This is a genomic window from Phenylobacterium sp. (genome assembly GCF_036495085.1).
Classification (GTDB): Bacteria; Pseudomonadota; Alphaproteobacteria; order Caulobacterales; family Caulobacteraceae; genus Phenylobacterium.
On sequence record NZ_DASXNL010000023.1, the window covers coordinates 68,401 to 90,128 of the forward strand.

A 21,728-nucleotide genomic window follows, 5' to 3' on the forward strand; every position below is an offset into this window, starting at 1 on the left:
TCGGGGGACCACCTTGCCGTTGATCGACTTGCGGGCCTTAGCCGCGCGAATCCTGTTGCGCTTTCAGACGACCGAGATTGGTGCGTCGGCAGCCGAGTACGCCATCTTGCTTGCGAGCTTCGGGGCCGCGGTGCTGCTGGGCGCTTTGGCGCTCGGCTCAGCGATCAGCGGGTCGATCGGCAATAGCAGCGCGATGTTCACGGCGGTCGCCGCTGCCGGCTCAACGGGCGGAAATACGACCGCCTCCGAGGCGCCGACAGGAGCTTCGTGCGGGACAAGCCACGGCAACGGCCAGGGCAATAGCGGCAACGGCGGCGGTAAGGGCAGCAACGGCGGCGGCAACGGCAAGGGCAACAACGGCAACGGGAATGGCAACGGCGGCCCCAACTGCGGGCCCTGAGGGCTGCGTGCGCATCGCGAGCTCAGTAATCGAGGCGCGGGTGACAGAGCGTGCCGGACACCAGGGGTGACGCTTTCCGCTGTAGGCCCGCAGGCGCCGAAGTCTCCTCCGACGCGGCTGTCGGCGGCATCGAAGGCTGACGCCCAGAATTCCGGGTCGCAGAGCCAAGCGTACACCGCTGCTGCATGACCCATTCGCGGGACGCCTCGGCGTATCTCTCTTCGAACAGCCGGTTACGGCCGACCGAAAGCGCCTGCGAACCATACCCAGGACAGTGCAGGTCCCCGAGGGACCCCCCAACCGAGGTTGGGAGCGTTCTCGGCCACGAAGCCGGAACGTCGCCGTCCCGGCGGAGCCAATGCTACCCGCGGACCCCGTACCTGCTTCAGGCGCGGGTTGGCTAGACGACCGACCGAGCACGATTCACTGCGACGGGGGCGAAGGCAAAGCCCGCAGCGACGTCCCCTTCCACCCACACGAAGCGACCTTGGCGATCTCCGTTCATTGCGGACGTTGAGCCAGTTGCTAGTGTCGTCTCGGCGCAACGCTCAGAGGTAGGCTTGCGAGGCCGCGAAGGGTGTTGTTCAGGCACCGAACCGGGGGCGCCGCGAGTTCCAGTCGCTCGATGCGTTCAGCCAGCGCCTTCAAGACAATCTCCCCTTCCATGCGTGCGACGGCTTGGCCGACGCAGCTATGGATGCCGTACCCGAAGGCGACGTGACCGGAGGTCTTGCGCGCAATGTCGAATTGATCAGGCTCATCCCATCGGCGCGGGTCTCGGTTCGCCGCCCCCAGGAACAGCAGAATCTTGGCGCCCGCCGGCAGCGTCACGTCCCCGAGATCGGTCTCGGCCGTGGTCGTGCGGAAGAAGGTCTGCACCGCGGACTCGAAGCGCAACGCCTCCTCGAACGCTGTGCGGGCCAGCTCCGGCTGGGCGTGAAGTTGCGCCCACGCCTCGGGATGGGTCGCCAGGGCGAACAACGCGTTGCCCAGGCCATAGACCGTTGTGTCCAGGCCGGCCGAGAGCAGCGATCTGACGAGAACGGCCGCCTCTTCCTCTGAGACCTCGCCGCGGTTGACCGCGTCGAAAACGCGGGATCCCAGGCCTCCGGGACGCAGGGCGCGGCGGTTGCACTGCCTCTTCACCCATTCGCGCGCCGCCTCCCCGGCGCGGAGCGTCGCTTCGAACCGCGGGTTACGCGGGCCAAAGGCGTTGAACAGGAACGCCGCGTAAGGGAGCAGGTGCTCGCGACCCTCCTCGCGAAGCCCAAGCGCGTCGGCGAACACGCGGATGGGATAGACCTCAGCCAAATCCGTCACCCCATCGAACGTCCCGCGCGAAACCAGGCGATCGGCGAGGGCGTGCGCCTCGAGTTCGAACTTGGGTCTCAAGTCGCGCAAAGCCGAAGGCGAGAGGGCGAGCGCCAGCACCGGCCTGGTGCGCTGGTGCAACGGCGGATCAGCCTCGAGCAACAGGCTCGGCGGCTGAAAGAATGACGCTTCTTTCTCAATGTTCGCCAGCCCTACGCCTGCGGCCGAGGAAAAGGTGCGCCAGTCCTGGAGCGCCAGTTGGACCTCCGCATGACGTGCCGAGGCGTAGATGCCGTAGGTCTCGAGCCACACGACCGGTCCGGCCGCGCGCAGCCTTTCATGGTCGGGATAGGGATCCGCCAGGAATTCGTCGGAGAACGGATCGACATCCAGGACTGGAGGAAGCGCCGCCAATTCCAGCCCCCTGTTGCTTGTCGCCGCCCGAGTATGGGCATGCAGAGTCCGATGGCAACGCCCGCGCCCCAGCACCCTCAGAGGAATCTCCTGACCGCCGCTCCGGGCCGCCGAGCCGAAGCGTGGCGGGGCGAGGGTAGGGGTCAGCGTAACGTGTTACCCCAGGTGGTACCGGAGCCGATTTGAGCTCTCGGTCCGCCCTCGGGACGTTCAAGAACGCCCCGAGACGCAACTAGTAGGTCCCTTTGGCACCGACGCTTCCGGGTTTTGCCGGATTGTCGCGGGCGGATCGAGCGCCGCTCCTGCTGCAAGGCTCGGCAGCGTGAACCATGGGCGAAGAGCGATGAGAGCGAATGTGGCCAGGATCGGCGTATTGGCGCTCTTCGCTACCGGCGCACTTCTGATGGGCGCTGATATGCAGTCCCGTATTCTTGCTCTTTCCCCCCAAAACCGCGAAGCCCAAGAGCTCGGGCCTCTGAGTGCATACATTGAGGGACAAGGCGAAAACGGCGTGATCTGGCTCAAGCTTCGGGACGGTCAGGTCCTGAAGGGGCGCTTTGAGCTAAAGGTCGGCGGTTCATTTGGCGCTCTCGGCAAGGCGCGCGGCCTCGACAGACCAGGGGGCGCGTACACGAGTGACGGTGATCCAATAACGCACGGCCACCCCGCCTTCATCGACATGCAGGGGGATAATGGCGCAACCGTTCACTGCGAGGTCATGCATGATCGCGAGATCCACCACGGGAGCGGCGTTTGCCTTTTTTCCAACGGTGCCGAATATCGGGTGCTGTACTGAGGTCAATCGGACCGCAATCCACCCCTTCTCGGACCCACGGGAAGTCCGCTTCCGAGCCGCACGCTAACGCCGCCGTTCCTTCCGCCACGCCCGCAGCACGCAACCCCTCAGGACGCCCAACCGCTCGCCGTTCGGCTGGTGACGCTCGCCGTCGCGGTAAACGCCGATAGCGATATCCGCGTCGAGATCGTCCAGCCGGGTGAAGGTCCCTCCGGCCATGACCGCGTCGGCGCGCGCGGCGAGCCGATCCCAGTCCCCGTCGCTAATGCTGGCGATCCAGCGCCGATGCCGGTCGCGGCGTCTCGCGGCGCGTTCCTCGGCGGTCGCACAAGGGTCCTCGAACCAGTCGTCGTGGGCTCTGAACCAAGCGTCGGCAGGCGGGGAATGAGGCCGCGCGAAAGAGTCCATCGGGAAGCTCGGATATCGGGGTCGTTAGCCGGGCGATCCACGCGCGGGTCGCGGTCCGTGGTCAAGAGCGATGCGGCTCGGTCTGCTTTTGACTGCCTGACCGGCTCCGAGCGGGGAGGGGAGCCCCCTGCGTCAATGTGTTACCCCATGTGTTACCCGGAGCCGATTTTCGCGCTCGGCCACTAGCGGGGCGCTCCTCGCGAACGCCCCGCAAGCGGTTGAATTATTAGGGGATTTCCGACTTCGCGATGGTCGGAGCGACAGGATTTGAACCTGCGACCCCTTGACCCCCAGTCAAGTGCGCTACCAGGCTGCGCTACGCTCCGACGCCTCGCGGCGAGCGCGGCTTATAGACGGGCGATCATCGTCGCTGCAATCCCGAAAAGGACCTCGTCGCTAGCGCTCGCGGTTCATCCACGAGATCAGCGGCAGTATGGGCAGGCCCCAGGAGATCCCGGCGAGGAAGTAGAAGGCGAGCTGCCAGGGGCCGTGGTCGGGGACGTAAGCGGCGATGCGGACCACCAGCCCCACGTAGAACAACAGGAATGCCAGGATGCCGAAGAGGCCGATCAGTTTGCGCAGGCGGGGATTCATTGGCGGTGCTTAGCCGCCTCCTCGTGCCAGCGGAAGCGTGGACGAGGCTTCCTGTCCGGTGTAGGCCGCCCGCAGTTAAGCCTGCTCGGCGTCCGAACCCCGCCCCATGACCTCATTCCTGCGTTCCGACCGCTCCCGCGCCGTAGCCGTCTGGCTGCTGATCGTAGCCGTCCTGGTGCTGGCCATGGTTGTCGTTGGCGGCACGACGCGTCTGACGGGCTCTGGATTGTCGATCACCCAGTGGCGGCCGATCTCCGGTGTGCTCCCGCCCTTGGGCTCGGCGGAGTGGCAGGCAGAGTTCGCCCGGTACCGGGCGATCCCTCAGTTCCGGTTCGTCAATCCGAATATGACACTGGAGCAGTTCCGCTTCATCTATTGGTGGGAGTGGTCTCATCGCTTCCTCGCGCGATTGCTCGGCGTCGTGTTCCTCATCCCGTTTGCCTGGTTCGCCCTGCGGCGCGAGTTGCCGCGTCGGCTTCTTTGGCAGTTTGGCGCGGTCATCCTCCTGCTGGCGCTGGAGCCGCTAGTCGGCTGGTGGATGGTGGCCAGCGGGCTGGATGCGCGCGTCTATGTCGCGCCCGAACGGCTTATGATTCACCTCGGCATCGCCTTCGCGCTCCTAGGGGCGCTGATCTGGACCGCCCTCGACGCATGGTCCGGGCGCGCGCGGCAGACGCTCCCCAGCCCGTGGGGTGGCGGAGCATTGTTCCTCCTTGGGCTGATCTACCTGCAGATCCTGCTGGGCGCCCTTGTGGCCGGAAACCAGGCCGGGCTGGTCTACAACGACTGGCCGCTCTTTGCGGGCCACCTGCTGCCTGGGGACTACTTCGGCGCAGGCTTCTGGGCGACGATGGCGCACAGCCAAGGCGCAGTGCAGCTGCATCATCGGCTTATCGCCTATCTGCTGCTGGGTGTGGCTGTGACCATGGCCGTCGGCGCCTGGCAGGCGAACTACCTGGCCCAGGAGACCAGATGGCTGGCGATCAGCGTCGCCTTGCTGGTGTCGATCCAGGCCGTCCTGGGGATCGCCGCCTTGATGACGCGCGTGCCCATTGGGCTTGGCGTCGGCCACCAGTTGACCGCGGCCTTGGCGCTGAGCGTCGCCGTCGTGTTCGCCTGGCGGGTGCGGCGCGTCTGAAATCGCGGGTTCCGCGTCATTGCGGACGCCGGCGCGGGAGTCCACAAAGAGCGCCGGTTGGTGACGTGGGGCTCTGAGGCATGCATTCGCAGGTTCGGATTTTTTCGGTAGCGCTGTCCCTCGCCCTGGCTGGCGGCCTCGCCGTGACCGAAGCCTCGTACGCGCAGACGAAAACGCCCCAAGCCAGGCCGGTAATCAGCTACACCGCGGACGGCAAGCTGCAGTATCCGGCGGACTACCGGACCTGGGTCTATCTCTCGAGCGGCCTCGACATGGCCTACACCGATGCGCCGGGCATGAACCACCACATGTTCGACAACGTCTTCGTCAATCGCGAGGCCTATGACGCCTACCAGAAGACCGGGATCTGGCCGGACAAGACGATCTTCATGCTCGAAGCCCGCATGGCCGAGCCGAAGGCCTCGATCAACAAGCAGGGCCTGACCCAGACCGCCGTCATGGGCCGTGAGGCCCATGTCAAGGACACCGCGCGCTTTTCGAGCGGCTGGGCGTTCTTCCCATTCACGGGCGAGGGGCCCTCGGGGCCGGCCTTCCCTCAGACCTCCAACTGCAACCAGTGCCATGAGCAGCACGGCGCGGTGGACACCACCTTTGTGCAGTTCTACCCGACGCTGATCTCCAAGGCGCAGGAGAAGAAGACCTTCAGCGCCGCCTATCTGGCCGAGGAAGCCAAGCCGAAGGACGAGAAGCGGTAATATACTACCGCATCAAGAAAATCCTGTATTTTCAACACCGTGACGATATTCCCGCGCACACGAGTTGACAGCGCTCGGCGATGTCGGCATATGCGCCCGCTCACGCCGGGGGCCTTCTTGCCCCTGCCAAAGATCCGGATGAGTTTCCCATGATGAAGACCACGGCTTCGCTGAAGCCCGCCGAGGTCGAGAAGAAGTGGATCGTGATCGACGCCGAGAACGCCGTTGTCGGCCGCCTCGCGACCTTCATCGCCAACCGTCTTCGCGGCAAGCATCGCGCTGATTACACCCCGCACGTGGACTGCGGCGACGTCGTCGTCGTCGTGAACGCCGACAAGGTGAAATTCACGGGCAAGAAGCTGACCGACAAGATCTACTACTGGCACACCGGTCACCCCGGCGGCGTCAAGGAACGGACCGCCGGCAAGATCCTCGGCGGCCGCTTCCCCGAGCGCGTGCTGGAGAAGGCCGTCGAGCGCATGCTGCCCAAGGAAAGCCCGCTGGCCCGCAAGCAGCTGACGCACCTGCGCATCTACAACAGCGCCGAGCATCCGCACGCCGCCCAGAACCCCGAGACCATCGCGTTCGCCGATCTGAACGCCAAGAACGTGCGGAGCGCGTAAGCATGTCGGAAGCCACCACCACCGAAGCGACCGGTTTCGACGCCCTGAAGGGCCTGGGCACGCAAGCCGCCGAGGACGTCGTCGTCCACGAGCGCAAGGTCGACGCCCAGGGCCGCTCCTACGCCACCGGTAAGCGCAAGAACGCTATCGCTCGCGTCTGGATCAAGCCCGGCAAGGGCAAGATCACCATCAATGGTCGCGACCAAGAGGTCTACTTCGCTCGCCCTGTGCTGCGCATGATGATCGCCCAGCCGATGGAGCTCGCCGACCGCGCTGGCCAGTTCGACGTCGTCGTCTCCGTGCAGGGTTCGGGCCTCTCCGGCCAAGCCGGGGCGATCCGCCACGGCATCTCCAAGGCGCTGACCTACTTCGAGCCCGAGTTGCGCCACGTGCTGAAGCCGCACGGCCTGCTCACCCGCGACAGCCGCGTGGTCGAGCGGAAGAAGTACGGCCGGGCCAAGGCCCGACGCAGCTTCCAGTTCTCGAAGCGCTAACAGCCGCGCGCGAAAACTCGCGTTTCGGAAGGGCGCTTCGGGAAACCGAAGCGCCCTTTCTCTTTGTCTGGATCACGAGGCTATGACCCATACAGTCTTCATCGATGGCGAAGCCGGCACCACAGGCCTGCAGATCCGCCAGCGCCTGGCCGGCCGCAGCGACCTGGAAGTCGTCTCCATCGATCCCGCGAGGCGCAAGGACGCCGACGCGCGCGCCGAGCTGCTGAACGGCGTCGACGCCGTCGTGCTCTGCCTACCGGACGACGCGGCGCGCGAGGCGGTCTCGCTGGTCCAGTCGAACAGCGTGCGCATCGTCGACGCCTCGACGGCGCACCGCACGGCGCCGGACTGGGCCTACGGCTTCGCCGAGATGGACGCAGGCCAGCGCGCCGCCATCGCGGGCTCCACGCGCGTGTCGAACCCCGGCTGTTATCCGACCGGCTTCATCGGCTTGGTGCGGCCGCTTGTGGCCGCAGGCCTGATCCCGCCGGACTTCCCGCTGACCGTGAACGCAATTTCCGGCTATTCGGGCGGCGGCAAGGGGCTGATCGAGGAGTTCGAGGGCCGCCCGGCGCCCGGCGGCACCGAGGACGCCTTTCGCGTCTACGGCCTGACGCTCGCGCACAAGCACTTGCCGGAAATGCAGCAGCACGGGGGGCTGAGGCATTCGCCGGTGTTCGCGCCCTCGGTCGGCCGCTACGCCCAGGGGATGATCGTTGAAGTGCCGCTGCAGCTCTGGGCGCTGCCCGGCAAACCGGACCCAAGCGACCTGCACGTGGCCTTGCAGGCGGCCTACATGGGCGAACAGTTCGTGGAGGTGGCCAGCGGGGGCGAGTGCGCGGAGCTCGCGAAGACCCGCGCCGGCGCGGCAGGCTACGTCGCCGCCCTCGACCCTGAGGCGCTGAACGGCACCAACCGCATGAAGCTCTACGTCTTCGCCAACGCCGAGCGCACCCAGGCTCGCCTCGTGGCCCTGCTCGACAACCTCGGCAAGGGCGCCTCCGGGGCAGCGGTGCAGAACCTCAACCTGATGCTGGGCCTCGAGGAGGGCGCCGGGCTCTAGCTTGCTCCTGAGCTTCCTCCCGGATTAGCTGGCGGCCGCCTTTCCCGGAGCCGCCATGAAGGTCTTGCACACCACCGCCACGCTCGAGGATCAGCCGACCCTTCAATTCGACTTCGATGTGAAATAGGGCGTGACAGTGCTGCGCCGGGCCACGGCGGACGACGCCAAGGCGATCGCCACCGTCCACCGCACGGCCATGCGCATCTCGCTCGCCTTCCTGCCGGAGCTGCACACGGCTGATGAGGACCTGCGGTTCTTCTCGCAGAAGTTCCTGGCGACCAATGAGGTCTGGGTCGCCGAAACCGACGGTGTGGTGGTGGGCTACATCGGCTTCGATGATGGCTGGATCAACCACCTCTATCTTTTGCCCGAACACCAGGGGCAGGGGCTAGGACCGCAGCTGCTCGCACTCGCGCTCTCCGATGGCCGCCGCCGCAAGCTCTGGACCTTCCAGCGGAATACGCGGGCGCGCAGGTTCTACGAAGACCGCGGCTTCGTGCTGCTCGAACTCACCGACGGCTCCGGCAACGAGGAGAAGACCCCGGACGCCCTCTACGAGTGGCGCCCGGCTTAATCCGGCCGTGCGCCGCGCTGCCTCGCGTCGGCCCGGCCTTGACGGTAAAGCTTGAGGAGCGCGCAGTGGTTGCGTCTGATCCGAATGCATCGCTGGCGGCAGCGGCAGCGTGGGGCTCGATGATGCGACGAGTGGTGACTTGGGGCCCCGTGGCGGGAACGATCGCGGCAGGCGCCGTGCTGATCGGCGCCGAGCCCGTCGCGCCCAGGGCCTTCCCGCCCTTGCCCGTCCCGCCCGTCGAGCGCCAGGCCATGCCACCCTTCTTTGCGCGGATTACAATATCCGGCGACGCCAAGATGAGCGGCGTGTTCGAGAGTTGCACGGACCCGGCGGCGACTATCAGGACCGCCCAGGCGCGGGCGAAGGCTGGACCGGCGGATGCGCCATCGCCTGTAGCCGGGTGCAGCCATACGAGCGAGGTGCGAACGGATGGCTCCGTCCATATCGAAATGAGGTGCGACCGGGCGAAAGGCGCGCGGGCCAGCTTCCACATGACTGCTGACGGGACGCCGAACGACCTGCGAAACCATACGGAGACGTACGCCTTCGACTCCGTCACCGGAGAGCCGAAGACCACGGTGCACGACAGCCACATGGTCCGCCTGGGGCCGTGTCCGGCCGACCTCAAGCCCGGCCAGGTGCGCCGGCCCGGCGGCCCGGTCATCGACAAGGGCGAAGCGGCGGGACTCCTTGAGGGCGCCCGAGGCGCACCCCCCTAAGGCGGCGCGAGCCTCAAGTGCGGCGGGCCACCCGGCCGTTTGCCCGCGTAACAGGCCTGAGATCGAACAGGACTTGTAACTTTCAACGGCTGCGCCACGTAATTCCCGGCATGAGCATCGAGACACTTTCCCGCCGCGGATTCCTGATGGCCTCGGCTGTCGCGTACGCAATTCCGAGCCTGGCCTGGGCCGCTGCCGACGCTTACGCAGCCTCGCCGTTCCGCAAGCTGACCGACGCCGACTGGAAGCAGCGCCTGCCGCCAGCCTCCTACGGGGTGCTGCGCCACGAGGACACTGAGCGCCCGGGCACCAGCCCGCTCCTGAACGAGCATCGCAAAGGGACCTTTGCCTGCCTGGGCTGCGGACTGCCGCTCTTCAAATCGGAGTGGAAGTTCGAGAGCGGCACCGGCTGGCCCAGCTTCTACACCGCCATTCCAGGCGCACTGAGCAAGAAGATGGATCTCGCGATCGGCGTGCCGCGGACCGAATACCACTGCGCCCAATGCCTGGGACACCAGGGGCACGTCTTCGACGACGGGCCGAAGCCAACCGGCCTGCGTTATTGCAACAACGGCGTGGCGTTGAGGTTCATCGCAGCCTAGAGCCGCTTGCTGTGCCTGGGTGACGGCGTCGGCGAGAGCGACGCAGAAGGTGTGTTTGAGGTCGAGGCCCCGTCCTTCTGGTGCACGCTCCCCGAGCCCGTGACGCTGCTCTCCAGTTTGGCAGGATGGGTCAGCAGCGTGACATCGCCGGCACCGGAGATGTTGAGATTCGCTGAGGCGGTTGGAGCAAGGGTCGCCTCGCCGGATCCGGTGATGTCGACGTCAGCGTCCTGCAGCTTCAGGCCCGACAGGTCGGTGTCGCCGGAACCTGAGATGGCTAAGGCCAGGGTCCGGGCTTCGCCCTTTGCGCTGACGGCTGCATCGCCGGAGACGTCGAGGTTCAGTTTGTCCTGCTTATAGCTTTCGATCGCAAGCTTGCTCGATCCGTGCAGGTCGAAGCGGGTGACCGAGGGTGCGCTCATGGCGATGGTGAGTTCGCTCCAGTGGTGGCGATCATCAGAAAAGCGCAGCCGGTCGCCGTCGATCTCCAGGGCCTCCACTGCGTCCTTCGGGCCGGTGATCGTCAGTTTCCCGGCGCCCGGCGCTTGGGTGTAGGTCAACTCGGCCGGCACATCGACCTCCAGGGTGTCGCCCCCCGTCCAGGCCATTTCACGAGTCGTCTGCGGACCCTCCGGCGCACCCCCCTCAGTCCAACGTCCGTGGTGGCCCCAGCTATGGTCGCGCATGCCCCATCCATAGTCACTGAAGTCCCACATGCCGTCGCGGCCCCAGTTCCAGACGCCGGCCGCCAACAGATCCGGCCCCCCAATGGCGACCGCCGTCGACAGGGTCACGACCGAGACCAGGAAACCGGTCACGGCGATAATGACGAGCACACGGATCATTGCACCCCTCCAGCGGCTTGAGGTTCGAGCGCCGGCTTCAGCAGCCGGTAGTGCAGGCGGCCGTACCAGACGAGGGCATTGACCAGGCCGATCGTGCAGATCCCGAGCACGGCTCCGATCGCCGTAGCTCCGGCCATCAGGCCGATCCCGGCAAGGATCGCGGCGGCTGGTCCCCCCGGAACGCCGGTAAAGGGTCCCGCAGCGAAGACGACTCCGCCGGCGAAGAACACCGCGATCACCGCCACGCCAACGCCGAACATCGCCCCGCCGACGCCCATCAGGATCGGCAGCAGGAACAGGATGTCGATCGCCCCGAGGCCAAGCACAGCGAAGACCGCACCTGCGCCGGCGGAGGGGGTGCGCTCTTCCTCCCATCGCTGCAGACCGCGCTCGGCCCGCAACTCACGGGCCAAGCGGCCGGGATCACCCAGGGCCGCGGCCAGGTCTTCCTCGCTGCGCCCAGCAGCCGCTCCTTCGGTGAAATGGTTTTCGTAGTCGGCGACGATGTCGGCTACGGCTGATGGCGGAAGGCCGCGCAAGCCCTCGCGCAATCGGGCCATAAATGCCTGACGGGTCATTTCACCCCTCCAAGAATCCCCTGAACCGCGCCGGAGAACGAACTCCAGGCGGCCCTTTGCGAGGCGAAGCTCGCCCTTCCGGCATCGGTTAGCCGGTAGTATTTCCGCGACGGACCCGCCGGGGACTCGACCAGATAGGTCTCCACCAGCCGATCGTTCTGCAGCCGGCGCATCAGCGGATAGATCGTGCCCTCGCCCATACCGATCGATTCGGAGAGCTGGCTGGCGATGTCGTAGGCGTAGCTGTCGTGCTGGGAGAGGAGGGCGAGCACGCAAAGCTCGAGCGCCCCCTTCTTCAGCTGGATTTCGATGGCCTCCGGCACGTCGGGCGCCTCCTTGCGAAGCGAAGACCTATCGCAAGGTAGTGGGCGGTACAAGGTAGCTGGCATTAAACCTTAGTAACGTGTAACGCTCCTGCCCGGTCGCGTGGACGACGGGGGACGGGGACCGCGCCCTGAAGAGGCGCGGCGGAGGGAGGCGCTGAGGCCCGCGAACTCCGGTTTGAGGTTTTGGGGCCCCTCCGTCTCGCCGCGTGATCCACCTGCCCGAACTCTCAGGCCCGCTGGCTCGACCGGTCGACCCGGTAGATACTCTTCAGCCGACGGTCCCCTTCCCAGTTGCAGGGAAGGCAAGCCAAGCCTAGCTCTTCACCTTCACGTATTCCCCCGGCGCTTCGCCGAGCGGCAGCAGCGTGCCCTTCGCCGGATCGCGGGCTGGGACCTGGCTGCCGGACCTGGCCTTCAGCCACTGGGCCCAATGCGGCCACCAGGAGCCGGGCGTCTCCTTGGCGCCGGCCTGCCAGTCTTCCAGTGAGGCGGGCAGGTCTTCGTTCGTCCAGTGCTGATATTTATTGGCGACCGGAGCATTGATCACGCCTGCGATGTGGCCGGAGCCGGCAAGTGTGAACGTCACAGGCCCGCCGAAAAGCCTTGCGCCCTTGTAGACCGAGCGGGCAGGGGCGATGTGGTCTTCCTTTGAGGATTGCACGTAGACAGGCGTTTTCACCTTGCCGAGGTCGAGCCTGACGTTGTCCAGCACCAGTTCGCCTTTGGCGAGTGCGTTCTCGCCGTAGAACTTGCGCAGGTAGTAGAGATGCAGCGTCTTCGGCATCCGCGTCTGGTCCGAATTCCAGAACAGCAGGTCGAAGGGCTTAGGCTCTTTGCCCATCAGATAGTTGTTCACGAAGAAGGACCAGATCAGGTCGTTGGCGCGTAGGGCGTTGAATGTCTCGGCCATGGTCTGGCCTGGGAGCACGCCGCCGCCTTCGTCCATCTTCTTTTCGAGGTCGGCCAGCCAGTCTTCGTTCGTGAACAGCAGGAGGTCGCCGGCCTCCGAAAAGTCCTGCTGAGCGGCGAAGAACGTGGCCGAGGCGATGCGGTTATCGCCCTTGGCCGCCATGTGGGCCAGCGTCGAGGAGAGCAAGGTGCCCCCGATGCAGTAGCCGACCGTGTTTACCTGGTCGACGCCGCACTGCTTCATCGCCGCCTCGGTCCCGGCGTAGATGCCCTCGCGCATGTAGTCCTCGAAGGTACGGCTGGCGAGTTCAGGCGTCGGGTTGACCCAGGAGGCCACGAATACGGTGATTCCCTGGCTGGCCAGCCAGCGGATCATCGAGTTCTCCGGCCGCAAATCGAGGATGTAGAACTTGTTGATCCAGGGCGGGAAGATCACCAGCGGGATCTCGCAGACTGTCTCTGTCGAGGGAGAAAATTGCAGTAATTCTATGATTTCGTTACGAAATACGACCTTCCCTGGGGCAGTCGCGACGTTCTCGCCGATCTTGAACATCTCGTAGTCGGTCTGGGCGATGGAAAGCTGCCCGCCTCCGCGCTGGAGGTCGGCGGCGAAGTTCTCCATGCCGCGCACTAGGCTCTCACCGCCGGTAGCCATCACCTCACGCAGTGCGACGGGATTGGAGGCCAGGAAGTTGGAGGGCGAGAAGGCGTCGGTGAGCATTTTCATAAAGAATTCGACCCGGCGCTTGGTGATCGGCTCGATGTCGTCGACCCCTGCGACCAGCCCGTTCATCCAGTCGGCGGTCAACAGGTAGGACTGCTTGATGACGTCGAAGACGGGATTCTCCGCCCAGTCGGGATCGGTGAAGCGCTTGTCGCCGCGCGCCGGCGTGGCCACCGGCTCAGGGGTCTCGCCACCGACCCGGCGCGCCGTTGCTTGCCAAAGCTCGAGGTAGCGCGAGAAGAGGTCGGCGTGGGCGCGCATCAGCCGATCAGGCTGAGCGGCGAGGCGGCCCATCACTTCGGTCATCGCCGGGGCCACATGGAACGGGTCGGGCGAGAGCGCCGCGGGCCGGTCGGCCTGACGTAGCGCCATCTCGGCGATCGCGCCCTGGGCGGTGAGCGCCGCACGGGCCAGGTTGGCGGAGAGTTTTTCGACCTGGTCGCGCTGCTCGGCGCTCATGGTGGCAAGGTCGGGCGCTTTAGCGTCGGGGCCGGGCGCCGCGGCGCTGGAGGCCGTCTCGCCGACGCCAGCCGCCAGGACCTCCGGCGCGGCGGCCGAGGCCTTTGACGCCTTGCCGTTCGCCTTCTTGGCGCCGCGCTTCTTCGCCTTGGAGCTCTTCTGAACCTTGGCCGGCGAGGTTTGCCCACTCATCCGCTGTTCCTCCCGCGGCGAAAGGTGCGTGCGCTCTTTCGCCTGTGACGATCATCGCATAAGACCGGATCGGAAAATGTTTGTCCGGTCGAGCCTTTTCGTGAATGCCCTGAAGCCCCGCCTGGCTGCACAGCTTTTGGCGAGCGTAGGAGCGTGCGCCCTGCTCGCAGGCTGCATTGGCAATCCCTTCCAGGACGCCAAGGTCGATCCGCGCTCGCCAATCGCCGCCGAGGTGGCCAAGAGCGTGCGCCACGATGCCGCCTATCCGACTTTCGCGAGCATTCCGCCCGTCCCGAAGGATGTGCGCCCGCGCAAGGAGTACGGCGTGGACGCCGGCAAGATCGATCAGTCCGCCGCCGCTCTCGATCGGGCTACGGCTGACAACACCTGGACCCTGACGGGCACCGAATCATTTGTCGCAGCCGCCCAGGCCGCAGTCGGGCCGGACCTTACGCCCGTCCAGCAGGCGGACACTGAGGCATTTGCGGCGGCCCTTCGCCAGCGAGCTACCCCGCCTCCGCCGACCAAGAGATAGGGTCCTGCGGAGGCAGAAATTCATCGAACCATGGCTTGGCTGTCTCCCGCCCGGAGTCTATCCAAATCCCGACTTCACCTCCGATGAAAGCCGCACTCGGGCATCTCGCGGCGCAAGATCTTGAAAATGACCCCCGATTTCCACCGCATCCGACGCCTCCCGCCCTACGTTCTCGAGGAGGTCAACCGCATCAAGGCGCGGCTGCGCGCCCAAGGTACGGACATCATCGACTTCGGCATGGGCAATCCCGACATGCCGACGCCAAAGCACATTGTCGAAAAGCTGATCGAGACCGCGCGCGACCCGAAGTCCGGACGCTATTCGGCGTCGAAAGGGATCGTCGGCCTGCGTCGGGCGATGGCAGGCTACTATGACCGTCGCTTCGGGGTGAAACTGAACCCCGACACAGAGGTGATCGCGACGCTGGGCTCCAAGGAAGGGTTTGCCAACCTGGCCCAGGCCCTGACCGCGCCCGGCGACGTCATCGTATGCCCGAACCCCGCTTATCCGATCCATGCCTATGGTTTCATCATGGCGGGGGGCGTGATCCGTCACGTGCCGGCGCTCTCGCCTGAGGATTATCTGGCGGGCGTCAGCCGGGCTGTGAAACATTCCGCCCCGCCGCCGACAGTCCTCATCCTGTCCTATCCGTCGAACCCGACGGCCCAGTGTGTCGACCTCGACTTCTACAGGGACGCCATTGCGCTCGCGAGGAAGCACGAGATGCTGGTGATCTCCGACATCGCGTATTCGGAGATCTACTTCGACGACAACCCGCCGCCGTCGGTGCTGCAGATCGAAGGCGCGAAAGACATCGCCGTGGAGGTCAATTCGCTTTCGAAGACCTACGCCATGGCCGGCTGGCGAGTGGGCATGGTCGTCGGCAATGAGCGCATCTGCGCGGCTCTGGCGCGTGTGAAATCCTATCTCGACTACGGCGCTTACACGCCGATCCAGGTCGCCGCGGCGACGGCGCTCAATGGTTCGCAGGCCTGCGTCGACGAGATCCGTGGAATCTACAAGCGCCGCCGCGACGTCCTGGTGGATTCCATGAAACGCGCCGGCTGGGACATCCCTTCGCCCGCCGCCTCAATGTTCGCCTGGGCGCCCGTGCCGGAACAATTCAAGGAAGCGGGCTCGCTGCTGTTCTCCAAGCTCCTGATCGAAGAAGCCGGTGTCGCCGTGGCGCCCGGCGTGGGCTTCGGCGAATACGGCGAGGGCTACGTTCGCGTCGGCCTTGTCGAGAATGAGCACCGCATCCGCCAGGCGGCGCGAAACGTGAAGAAGTTCCTTAGCCAGGCCGACGACATCCTGGCGCGGTCCCACAACGCCCTGGCCGCTCAATGAGCGGCCCTCGCACCTGGCGTGTCGGCGTTGCAGGTCTCGGCACCGTCGGCGCTGGACTTCTCAACTTCCTCTCCGAGCGTCCGGACTTTGCGCCGGCGGGGGGGCGCGCTGTCGTGACCGGCGTCTCCGCGCGCTCGCGTTCTCGGCCCCGGCCCTTCGATATCTCGAACCTGCCTTGGTTCGACGATCCGGTGGCGCTGGCCACCTCCGAGCAGACCGATGTGTTCGTCGAGCTGATCGGCGGCTCGGACGGCCCGGCGAAGGCTGCGGTCGAGGCGGCGCTATCGGCTGGAAAGCCCGTGATCACCGCGAACAAGGCGCTGATCGCCGAACACGGGGCAGAACTCGCCGCGCTCGCCGAAACCAAGGGCGCACCATTGCTGTTCGAGGCAGCCGTCATGGGCGGCACGCCCGCTGTAAAGATGCTGCGCGAGGCGATGGTCGGCGACGAGGTCAGGTCGGTGGCCGGCATCCTCAACGGGACCTGCAACTACATCCTGACCGAAATGGAGGCCACGGGACGCTCCTTCGCTGAAGTGCTCGCCGAGGCGCAGAGGCTGGGCTACGCCGAGGCCGATCCGACCATGGACGTGGGCGGCTTCGATGCCGCTCACAAGATCTCGATCCTGGCCGCCCTGGCGTTCGGTTGCGCGCCGAACTACGCCGCCGCCGAGATCGAAGGCATCGAAGCCGTCGACCTCCTCGACATCCAGCTCGCTCGCGACCTCGGCTACCGGATTAAACTGGTGGCCTCGGCCGACCGGTCTTCGGATGGCGTACTGGTGCGCGTGCATCCATCGCTGGCGCCGCTGGCCCATCCGCTGGCGCAGGCCGGCGGCGCGCTGAACGCGCTCTTCATCGAGGGCGTGCGGATCGGGCGCATCTTCATCCAGGGGCCGGGCGCAGGCGCAGGTCCCACCGCCGCCGCGGTCGCTGCCGACATTGCCGACGTGATGACCGCTGCGGTCCGACCGGTCTTCCAGGCGCCGGCCGGCAAGCTCACCCCCTTCACGCCCGTTGATCCGTCGAAGAGCATCGGACGCGCCTACCTGCGCTTCCTGGTCAAGGACGAGCCCGGGGTGATCGCGGCGGTTTCGGAGACCCTGGCCGAAGCGGGCGTCTCCATCGAGAGCTTCCTTCAGAAGCCCGTGGAGAACGCCCACGGCGTGCCCATCGTACTCACCACCCACGCCGTGGCCGAATCCGTGCTCAAGGCGGCAATCGAGCGCATAGCCGGTCTCCCGGCTGTGCTCGAACGGCCACGCCTGCTACGCATCGCCCGCATTTGAACGTTCCTCGAGACAAGACCCGTCGGAGACGCTGAAGAGATGAATTCTGAAAATCTGGACCGCAGCCTGGTGCTGGAGGCGGTCCGCGTCACCGAGATCGCCGCCATCGCTGCCTGGAATCTGGTGGGCCGCGGCGACGAGAAGGCCGCAGACCAAGCCGCCGTGGACGCCATGCGTACGGCCCTGAACGACCTGGCGATCGATGGCGAAATCGTCATCGGCGAGGGCGAGCGCGATGAAGCCCCGATGCTCTACATCGGCGAGAAGGTCGGCAAAGGCGGTGCGCACAGGATCGACATCGCCCTCGACCCGTTGGAGGGCACCACGCTGACGGCCAAAGCCATGGCCAACGCCCTTGCCGTGATGGCCTGGGCGCCCAAGGGCACAATGCTGAACGCCCCGGACACCTACATGGACAAGATCGCCTGCGGGCCTGGCTATCCGCAGGGCGTCATCGACCTCGACAAGAGCCCGGCCGACAACGTCAGGGCGCTGGCCGAGGCCAAAGGGGTCGATCCCAGCGAGATCACCGTCTGCGTGCTCGATCGCCCGCGGCACACCGAGATCATCGCCGGGCTTCGCGCGATAGGCGCGCGCGTCTATCTGATCACCGACGGCGACGTCGCAGGCGTGATGAACACCGCCGACCCCGAGACCGGTGTCGACCTCTATGTGGGCTCCGGCGGCGCGCCCGAAGGCGTGCTCGCCTGCGCCGCCCTGAAGTGCGTCGGCGGCCAGTTCCAGGGCCGCCTGGTCTTCCGCAACGCCGACGAGCGCGCGCGTGCCGCTCGCGTGGGGATCACCGATCTCGACAAGAAGTACGACCTGCACGAGATGGTGCGCGCCGATGCGATCTTTGCCGCCACCGGCGTCACGAACGGCGCTCTGCTGGACGGCGTGAAGCTCGAGGGCGGCTTCGTGCACACCCACACCCTGGTGCTGAACTCGGCCACCCGGACCGCCCGCGAAGTGCGGATGAAGCGGCCGGTCTAAAGGGGAGGAACGACCGAGGCCATGGTCATGGCCCGGAGATACGACTGAAGCTCTTCCAGCGCCGCGGCCCGGCGTCGCGCGTCCGACCCGCCCAGGCGCTCGCCTGACGGTCTGTTACGATGCCGGCTGCCAGCCCTAGAGGGGCCGTGTGATGAAGATTTCGACCCCGGGCTGGCTCAGGTCCACAAGCTGCGTCGCCGCCACCCGATGTTCTACGCCCTCGGCCTGCTGCCACACGCCGTGGCCGGCGAGGCTTTCGCGCGCCAGTTTCAGCACCGTCGCGCCGCTGATGAACGGGCCACCCCAATGGTATTCGCGCCTGTCGATCAAAAGGCGGAAGATGCGGTCACTATGGAAAGCGAGGAACCTTTCGACTCCTTCGCGCAAATCGACCGTTTCCTCCAACCGGATCTCTTCGAGAAGGCCGTCGACGAGCACAGCGAAGAGAACGTGCTGCTCAGCCGGCTTCAACTCCGCCAGTTCGAGCAGGCTGCGTCCAGTATAGGAGGCCTCGGGCGCGACGAGCGGTTGGAACTTGAACAAGGCGTCCCCGATCTGGACCCGGTATGGACCGTTATCGCGCGGCCGGCGCCCCTCGCGCGCACAGGTCTCAAGATCCTCGACGTCCCCACGCGCAACATCGTCCATGCCCGAGCACTCCTCCAAACGATCCAGTAACCCCCGTACGCCGACCCCGTCGGCGCAGGACCCGGCGCAGTCCTGACCTCGATGTCGCCGCGACGGCGGCGGTCGCCCGGTAGGCCTGAAAGATCGGAGGCGCCATTGAACCTTTTATGACAGCGGCGAGGCGGTCGGGGTCGCTGCGTCCGGTTCTGACGTTCCCGTGCGGCGAAGTGCCGGGGCGCCGCCGGCTGGCGACTCAGGGGGCGAGAGCGGATAGTGGCGGGGTTGAGGGGGAAGGAGCGGCGATTGGCCGACGGCAATCCACAGTTCGGCTACCTTGGCATCACCCGCTCGCTCTCCGGGCGGGCATGGCGCGAGCGCGCGGCGGATCCGGAGCTGGTGCGCCGCCATCAGCTCGGCCATGGCCTCTCTGAGCCTCTGGCCCGGGCGCTCGCTGCCCGCGGCGTTACGGCCGATGAGGGCGAAACCTACCTCAACCCGACCCTGAAGGCGCTTTTTCCGGACCCGTCGTCGTTCATCGATATGGACCGGGCCGCGGAAGTCCTGGTGGACGCGCTGGAACGCCGGCGCCCGTCCGTCATCTTCGCCGACTACGACGTAGACGGAGCATCGTCCGCGGCTCAGCTGGTGCGCTGGTTCCGTGCGCTCGGCCAGGAACTGCCAATCTACGTGCCGGACAGGATCCTGGAGGGCTACGGCCCGTCGCCCGCCGCTTTCCGCCGGCTGAAGGCCGAAGGCGCAGAACTGGTGATCACCGTTGATTGCGGGGCCGCGGCGCACGATGCGCTGGCTTGCGCCGCCGAGATCGGCCTCGAGGTCGTGGTCATAGACCACCACTTGATGCGAGGCGACGCGATTCCCCATGTCGCGGCCCTGGTAAACCCCAATAGGCCCGATTGCCCCTCGGGACAGGGGCGTCTGGCCGCCGCGGGCGTGACCTTCGTGCTCCTGGCGGCGCTCAACCGCGAGGCGCGTCGACGCGGTCTTTTCGGCGAGCAGGCAGAGCCTGACCTGCGCGGATGGCTCGATCTCGCCGCCATGGGGGCCATCTGCGACGTCACCGAGCTTCGGGGCTTCAACCGGGCGCTCGCGGCGCAGGGGCTGAAGGTGATGTCGTCGTGGCGGAATGTAGGTCTGAAAGCCCTGCTGGACGTGGCGAAGAGCCAGGGGCCCGCCTCGATGTTCCACGCCGGCTTCATTCTTGGGCCCAGGATCAACGCCGGCGGGCGAATCGGCAGGGCTGATCTGGGCGCCCGGCTCCTATCGACGGATGATCCCGAGGAGGCGAGGGTCCTTGCAGAGGAATTGGACGCCCTCAACGCCTCGCGCAAGGAAGTCGAGCGCGAGGTGACCGAGGCGGCGATCGCCCACATTGAGACCGAGAGCAACCAGGCCGAGGCGCCGATGCTGCTGGTTGCAGCCGACGATTGGCATCCCGGGGTCATCGGCATCGTCGCGGGTCGCCTGCGAGAGAAATACCGCAAACCTGTCGTGGTCGTTGGCCTCGACCGAGCCGCCAATGTCGGCAAGGGGTCCGGGCGTTCGCAGCCCGGCGTCAATCTCGGCCGCGCGGTGCAGGCAGCTTACGACGAGGGTTTGCTGCTGGCCGGCGGCGGCCATGCCATGGCCGCCGGGCTCTCGGTGCGGCCCGACACCATTCCCGAGCTGCGCGCCTTCCTCTGCGAGCGGCTGGCGGCGGAAACGGAAATCGCGGCCGCGGAAGATGTCATCGAGATCGACGCCTTGGTGACGGCGCGCGGCTGTGACCGAGCGTTATGGCAGGACTTCCAGCGCATGGCGCCCTTCGGGACCGGCAACGTCGAGCCGCTGTTCGCGCTCAGCGCCGTGCGGATCGAGCGGCCAATGGCGCTCAGGGGCGGCCACGTGCGCTGCACGCTCACCGACGGTTCCGGGGGAAAGGTGAAAGCGGTCGCCTGGCGCGTAGAGGGCTCCGAGACCGGCCGCAGGCTTATGAGCGACGGTGGCGCGATCCACGTGGCGGGCCGCCTCAAGCCGGACGACTGGCAGGGTCGCCAGGGCGTCGAATTCGAGATCGAGGACGTCGCAGATCCCCGTCAGGCCTAGGTTGCGCAAGATGCGACTTCGGTAGCCTTGCACCCCCTTAGGAAGGCAGATATAGAGCCGCCCTTCGCGTCACGCGGTCCCTTCGTCTATCGGTTAGGACGCCAGGTTTTCAACCTGGAGAGAGGGGTTCGACTCCCCTAGGGACTGCCACGCGATTCCCTCCGAAGTCCGTCGCCCCGCCCCTTGGGCCGCCAAGGTCATGCGTTTTACGCATTGACGCGCGTCCAGTTACAAGAACAGTGTTATAGTTGGCTCAGTTCCAAAGTCGGGATCGGGGAGTGACGGGCCGAGGGGCAGATGGCTGGTTACGAGTTCGAGCAAGTGGATTCGGCGGCAGAAGCCGTACGGATCAGTGGCCGCGTCAAATGGTTCGACGCAGGCAAGGGGTATGGCTTCATCGTTCCCGATGATCCAACCCAGACCGATCTGAAAGACGTCCTGCTGCATGTGACAAGCCTGCGAAGTTCAGGACGCGAGCATGCGATCGAGGGCGCGACGATCACCTGCGACGTCGTTCGCCGGCCGAAGGGCTGGCAGGTGGCCGAGGTCGTCGAGATCGACGAGAGCGCCGCGCCGCCGGCGGCGGAGCGCCGACCGCGCGACGGACTGCGTAATGACCGTGAGGCCTTCCTGCGCGGCGACTATGCCAACCGTCCGCCGCCGCGCCGCCCGCCCGTGGCCACGGGGCCGCTGGAGCGGGCCAAGGTAAAGTGGTTCAACCGCACCAAGGGTTACGGTTTCGTCGTGCGCGACCTCGAGCCCGGCGACATCTTCGTCCACATTGAGACCCTGCGCCGGTCAGGCATGGAAGACCTGCAGCCCGGGGACGACGTCATGGTGCGGTTCGCCGAGGGCCCCAAGGGCCTGGTCGTCGCAGAGATCGAACTTCCCGAGCAGGACTAAGACCGGCCACTTGCCTGCGAATGTCGCCTGTCCCAAAGGATAGGCG

Annotated in this window: 24 protein-coding genes and 2 tRNA genes; 17 read left to right on the top strand and 9 right to left on the bottom strand. The window is 66.3% G+C overall.

What is annotated here, in order from left to right:
• Window positions 1–13 precede the first annotated feature (13 nt).
• Entirely contained in the window at window positions 14–400 is a 387-nt protein-coding gene (locus tag VGI62_RS03805) for a hypothetical protein (RefSeq protein ID WP_331503063.1), read from the top strand.
• 525 nt (window positions 401–925) lie between these two features.
• Here the strand turns inward: VGI62_RS03805 and VGI62_RS03810 are convergent.
• Window positions 926–2,125, bottom strand: a complete 1,200-nt coding sequence (locus tag VGI62_RS03810) for a cytochrome P450 (protein ID WP_331503064.1) — start codon at window positions 2,123–2,125, stop codon at window positions 926–928.
• A 355-nt stretch (window positions 2,126–2,480) separates the two neighbouring features.
• Between VGI62_RS03810 and VGI62_RS03815 the strand changes: the two genes are divergently transcribed.
• Entirely contained in the window at window positions 2,481–2,921 is a 441-nt protein-coding gene (locus tag VGI62_RS03815) for a hypothetical protein (protein WP_331503065.1), read from the top strand.
• A 63-nt stretch (window positions 2,922–2,984) separates the two neighbouring features.
• On the opposite strand, the gene VGI62_RS03820 is transcribed toward VGI62_RS03815, so the two are convergent.
• From VGI62_RS03820 to VGI62_RS03830, 3 genes are all read right to left on the bottom strand, one after another.
• Complete coding sequence (locus tag VGI62_RS03820) at window positions 2,985–3,329, bottom strand: hypothetical protein (RefSeq protein ID WP_331503066.1); 345 nt, start codon at window positions 3,327–3,329, stop codon at window positions 2,985–2,987.
• A gap of 249 nt (window positions 3,330–3,578) precedes the next feature.
• A tRNA-Pro gene (locus VGI62_RS03825) sits at window positions 3,579–3,655 on the bottom strand.
• Between the two features lie 70 nt (window positions 3,656–3,725).
• A complete protein-coding gene (locus VGI62_RS03830; RefSeq protein ID WP_331503067.1) occupies window positions 3,726–3,923 on the bottom strand; it encodes a DUF2842 domain-containing protein in 198 nt (65 codons plus the stop codon).
• Between the two features lie 106 nt (window positions 3,924–4,029).
• Here VGI62_RS03830 and VGI62_RS03835 point away from each other — a divergent pair, with 106 nt between their 5' ends.
• The 8 genes from VGI62_RS03835 (at window position 4,030) to msrB (ending at window position 9,852) form a co-directional block, all read left to right on the top strand.
• Window positions 4,030–5,061, top strand: coding sequence for a COX15/CtaA family protein (locus VGI62_RS03835; protein WP_331503068.1), 1,032 nt, complete (start codon window positions 4,030–4,032; stop codon window positions 5,059–5,061).
• Window positions 5,062–5,141: 80 nt separating this feature from the next.
• The gene (locus tag VGI62_RS03840; protein ID WP_331503069.1) at window positions 5,142–5,777 is read left to right on the top strand and encodes a cytochrome P460 family protein; all 636 of its coding nucleotides are present in this window, start codon (window positions 5,142–5,144) and stop codon (window positions 5,775–5,777) included.
• Window positions 5,778–5,926: 149 nt separating this feature from the next.
• The gene (gene rplM / locus VGI62_RS03845; protein ID WP_331503070.1) at window positions 5,927–6,400 is read left to right on the top strand and encodes a 50S ribosomal protein L13; all 474 of its coding nucleotides are present in this window, start codon (window positions 5,927–5,929) and stop codon (window positions 6,398–6,400) included.
• A 2-nt stretch (window positions 6,401–6,402) separates the two neighbouring features.
• Window positions 6,403–6,894 carry a 30S ribosomal protein S9 gene (gene rpsI, locus VGI62_RS03850; protein ID WP_331503071.1) on the top strand — a complete coding sequence of 164 codons (492 nt, stop codon included), beginning with the start codon at window positions 6,403–6,405 and terminating at the stop codon, window positions 6,892–6,894.
• A gap of 82 nt (window positions 6,895–6,976) precedes the next feature.
• Window positions 6,977–7,957, top strand: a complete 981-nt coding sequence (gene argC / locus VGI62_RS03855) for an N-acetyl-gamma-glutamyl-phosphate reductase (protein WP_331503072.1) — start codon at window positions 6,977–6,979, stop codon at window positions 7,955–7,957.
• 130 nt (window positions 7,958–8,087) lie between these two features.
• A complete protein-coding gene (locus VGI62_RS03860) occupies window positions 8,088–8,531 on the top strand; it encodes a GNAT family N-acetyltransferase (protein WP_331503073.1) in 444 nt (147 codons plus the stop codon).
• Window positions 8,532–8,653: 122 nt separating this feature from the next.
• The gene (locus tag VGI62_RS03865) at window positions 8,654–9,250 is read left to right on the top strand and encodes a hypothetical protein (RefSeq protein WP_331503074.1); all 597 of its coding nucleotides are present in this window, start codon (window positions 8,654–8,656) and stop codon (window positions 9,248–9,250) included.
• 110 nt (window positions 9,251–9,360) lie between these two features.
• Window positions 9,361–9,852 (top strand): peptide-methionine (R)-S-oxide reductase MsrB, encoded by a 492-nt coding sequence (gene msrB, locus VGI62_RS03870; RefSeq protein ID WP_331503075.1) that lies wholly within the window; start codon window positions 9,361–9,363, stop codon window positions 9,850–9,852.
• Here the strand turns inward: msrB and VGI62_RS03875 are convergent.
• From VGI62_RS03875 to phaC, 4 genes are all read right to left on the bottom strand, one after another.
• Window positions 9,849–10,697 (bottom strand): GIN domain-containing protein, encoded by an 849-nt coding sequence (locus VGI62_RS03875; protein WP_331503076.1) that lies wholly within the window; start codon window positions 10,695–10,697, stop codon window positions 9,849–9,851. The two genes, msrB and VGI62_RS03875, sit on opposite strands and share 4 nt — an antisense overlap.
• Window positions 10,694–11,275 carry a DUF1700 domain-containing protein gene (locus VGI62_RS03880; protein WP_331503077.1) on the bottom strand — a complete coding sequence of 194 codons (582 nt, stop codon included), beginning with the start codon at window positions 11,273–11,275 and terminating at the stop codon, window positions 10,694–10,696. Before VGI62_RS03880 ends, VGI62_RS03875 begins: the two co-directional genes overlap by 4 nt.
• Window positions 11,272–11,598, bottom strand: a complete 327-nt coding sequence (locus VGI62_RS03885) for a PadR family transcriptional regulator (RefSeq protein WP_331503078.1) — start codon at window positions 11,596–11,598, stop codon at window positions 11,272–11,274. Before VGI62_RS03885 ends, VGI62_RS03880 begins: the two co-directional genes overlap by 4 nt.
• Window positions 11,599–11,914: 316 nt before the next feature.
• Complete coding sequence (phaC, locus tag VGI62_RS03890; protein WP_331503079.1) at window positions 11,915–13,885, bottom strand: class I poly(R)-hydroxyalkanoic acid synthase; 1,971 nt, start codon at window positions 13,883–13,885, stop codon at window positions 11,915–11,917.
• A 100-nt stretch (window positions 13,886–13,985) separates the two neighbouring features.
• Between phaC and VGI62_RS03895 the strand changes: the two genes are divergently transcribed.
• From VGI62_RS03895 to glpX, 4 genes are all read left to right on the top strand, one after another.
• Window positions 13,986–14,420, top strand: coding sequence for a hypothetical protein (locus tag VGI62_RS03895; RefSeq protein ID WP_331503080.1), 435 nt, complete (start codon window positions 13,986–13,988; stop codon window positions 14,418–14,420).
• A gap of 126 nt (window positions 14,421–14,546) precedes the next feature.
• Entirely contained in the window at window positions 14,547–15,767 is a 1,221-nt protein-coding gene (locus tag VGI62_RS03900; RefSeq protein WP_331503081.1) for an LL-diaminopimelate aminotransferase, read from the top strand.
• Window positions 15,764–17,056, top strand: a complete 1,293-nt coding sequence (locus VGI62_RS03905; RefSeq protein WP_331503082.1) for a homoserine dehydrogenase — start codon at window positions 15,764–15,766, stop codon at window positions 17,054–17,056. Before VGI62_RS03900 ends, VGI62_RS03905 begins: the two co-directional genes overlap by 4 nt.
• A gap of 39 nt (window positions 17,057–17,095) precedes the next feature.
• On the top strand, window positions 17,096–18,049 hold the full coding sequence (glpX, locus tag VGI62_RS03910) for a class II fructose-bisphosphatase (RefSeq protein ID WP_331503083.1): 954 nt from the start codon (window positions 17,096–17,098) through the stop codon (window positions 18,047–18,049).
• A 135-nt stretch (window positions 18,050–18,184) separates the two neighbouring features.
• On the opposite strand, the gene VGI62_RS03915 is transcribed toward glpX, so the two are convergent.
• The gene (locus VGI62_RS03915; RefSeq protein ID WP_331503084.1) at window positions 18,185–18,697 is read right to left on the bottom strand and encodes a multiubiquitin domain-containing protein; all 513 of its coding nucleotides are present in this window, start codon (window positions 18,695–18,697) and stop codon (window positions 18,185–18,187) included.
• Between the two features lie 282 nt (window positions 18,698–18,979).
• Here VGI62_RS03915 and recJ point away from each other — a divergent pair, with 282 nt between their 5' ends.
• From recJ to VGI62_RS03930, 3 genes are all read left to right on the top strand, one after another.
• Complete coding sequence (recJ, locus tag VGI62_RS03920; protein ID WP_331503085.1) at window positions 18,980–20,779, top strand: single-stranded-DNA-specific exonuclease RecJ; 1,800 nt, start codon at window positions 18,980–18,982, stop codon at window positions 20,777–20,779.
• Window positions 20,780–20,854: 75 nt separating this feature from the next.
• Window positions 20,855–20,929, top strand: a tRNA-Glu gene (locus tag VGI62_RS03925).
• Window positions 20,930–21,076: 147 nt separating this feature from the next.
• Window positions 21,077–21,682, top strand: a complete 606-nt coding sequence (locus VGI62_RS03930; protein ID WP_331503086.1) for a cold-shock protein — start codon at window positions 21,077–21,079, stop codon at window positions 21,680–21,682.
• The last annotated feature ends 46 nt before the right edge of the window (window positions 21,683–21,728 follow it).

What these genes read in the sequence shown, in the direction of transcription:
- VGI62_RS03820 (WP_331503066.1), bottom strand. Translation starts at nt 3,329, where the DNA reads ATGGACTCTTTCGCGCGGCCTCATTCCCCGCCTGCCGACGCTTGGTTC.
- VGI62_RS03830 (WP_331503067.1), bottom strand. Translation starts at nt 3,923, where the DNA reads ATGAATCCCCGCCTGCGCAAACTGATCGGCCTCTTCGGCATCCTGGCA.
- VGI62_RS03835 (WP_331503068.1), top strand. Translation starts at nt 4,030, where the DNA reads ATGACCTCATTCCTGCGTTCCGACCGCTCCCGCGCCGTAGCCGTCTGG.
- VGI62_RS03840 (WP_331503069.1), top strand. Translation starts at nt 5,142, where the DNA reads ATGCATTCGCAGGTTCGGATTTTTTCGGTAGCGCTGTCCCTCGCCCTG.
- rplM (WP_331503070.1), top strand. Translation starts at nt 5,927, where the DNA reads ATGATGAAGACCACGGCTTCGCTGAAGCCCGCCGAGGTCGAGAAGAAG.
- rpsI (WP_331503071.1), top strand. Translation starts at nt 6,403, where the DNA reads ATGTCGGAAGCCACCACCACCGAAGCGACCGGTTTCGACGCCCTGAAG.
- argC (WP_331503072.1), top strand. Translation starts at nt 6,977, where the DNA reads ATGACCCATACAGTCTTCATCGATGGCGAAGCCGGCACCACAGGCCTG.
- VGI62_RS03865 (WP_331503074.1), top strand. Translation starts at nt 8,654, where the DNA reads ATGCGACGAGTGGTGACTTGGGGCCCCGTGGCGGGAACGATCGCGGCA.
- msrB (WP_331503075.1), top strand. Translation starts at nt 9,361, where the DNA reads ATGAGCATCGAGACACTTTCCCGCCGCGGATTCCTGATGGCCTCGGCT.
- VGI62_RS03875 (WP_331503076.1), bottom strand. Translation starts at nt 10,697, where the DNA reads ATGATCCGTGTGCTCGTCATTATCGCCGTGACCGGTTTCCTGGTCTCG.
- VGI62_RS03880 (WP_331503077.1), bottom strand. Translation starts at nt 11,275, where the DNA reads ATGACCCGTCAGGCATTTATGGCCCGATTGCGCGAGGGCTTGCGCGGC.
- phaC (WP_331503079.1), bottom strand. Translation starts at nt 13,885, where the DNA reads ATGAGTGGGCAAACCTCGCCGGCCAAGGTTCAGAAGAGCTCCAAGGCG.
- VGI62_RS03900 (WP_331503081.1), top strand. Translation starts at nt 14,547, where the DNA reads ATGACCCCCGATTTCCACCGCATCCGACGCCTCCCGCCCTACGTTCTC.
- VGI62_RS03905 (WP_331503082.1), top strand. Translation starts at nt 15,764, where the DNA reads ATGAGCGGCCCTCGCACCTGGCGTGTCGGCGTTGCAGGTCTCGGCACC.
- glpX (WP_331503083.1), top strand. Translation starts at nt 17,096, where the DNA reads ATGAATTCTGAAAATCTGGACCGCAGCCTGGTGCTGGAGGCGGTCCGC.
- VGI62_RS03915 (WP_331503084.1), bottom strand. Translation starts at nt 18,697, where the DNA reads ATGGACGATGTTGCGCGTGGGGACGTCGAGGATCTTGAGACCTGTGCG.
- VGI62_RS03930 (WP_331503086.1), top strand. Translation starts at nt 21,077, where the DNA reads ATGGCTGGTTACGAGTTCGAGCAAGTGGATTCGGCGGCAGAAGCCGTA.